This is a genomic window from Alkalithermobacter paradoxus (assembly GCA_002029295.1).
In the GTDB taxonomy this organism is placed as follows: domain Bacteria; phylum Bacillota; class Clostridia; order Peptostreptococcales; family Peptostreptococcaceae; genus Alkalithermobacter; species Alkalithermobacter paradoxus.
In genome coordinates, this window is sequence record MZGW01000028.1 from 1 (window position 1) to 863 (window position 863).

Annotated in this window: 2 protein-coding genes; both read right to left on the reverse strand. The window is 25.6% G+C overall.

The window, feature by feature from the left end; translation table 11 throughout:
• Positions 1-332, reverse strand: a 332-nt coding sequence (locus CLOTH_RS10410; RefSeq protein ID WP_143715466.1) for a hypothetical protein, incomplete at its 3' end; no start/stop codon positions are given.
• A gap of 180 nt (positions 333-512) precedes the next feature.
• On the reverse strand, positions 513-863 hold a 351-nt coding region (locus CLOTH_RS10660; protein ID WP_158080508.1), incomplete at its 5' end, for a hypothetical protein.

Here is an 863-nt window from a genome sequence, read left to right on the forward strand (position 1 = left end):
TATAAATCCCCTGCATAGTCATGAATAGCACTTCTAATTCCTTTATCACCTCCTGCTAGCTTTTTTTCTTGTGAAGTTCCCCATAAGCTATAATAAAGTATCCCTTGCTGCATATTTGCATAAAATAATGTATTAGCTTCATAATCAGCACCCCTTCTATATATAAAATATCTAGGATGTGCTACTCCATCAACTATAAAATACCCTAAACTATAATCTGATTTTAATGGATCTGTATTTGGTCTTTTTCTTATAAGACTACTGAAATCAGATGCAAATGAGTAATTAAAAATATTTAAAATTATAAATAATATTATTAAAATTTTTTTCAATTTATTTCCCTCCTTTTTAATTTAGTTATTTTAATATAAATTGTTTATTTTTTCATTATGTTTATTATATTACTAAGTCTTATGTAAAATAAAAAAATCTTTCTTTGAAAGATTTTATCTAAAAGTTTATTCTATTGATTAAATAAAAATAGTAGGCTAAAAGCCTACTATTTTTCATATTTATTTTCTATGAACATAAACTTGAAATACTCCTCCATTATATCTATAAGTCATAGTTCTTCCATCGGCACTAAAAGTTCTAGTTGCCGTAGTATTAAATGCCTTATTTTTTATTGGAGTATAAACAAAATCCCATGCAGAAGATGAATTTCTAGGATAGAAAAAGCTTATAACTTTTTTGAAATTCGCCAAAACTTCTGCTTTATCTTGCATATCATAATCATAATCTATAATTGCTTCATAATTTGTACTGCTAAAATTAACAAAAAATGCTATTCTTGAATGATATAAATAACTAACATCTCTTGAATCATAACTATTACTACCTATAAGTGCAGCTAGCGACTTAAT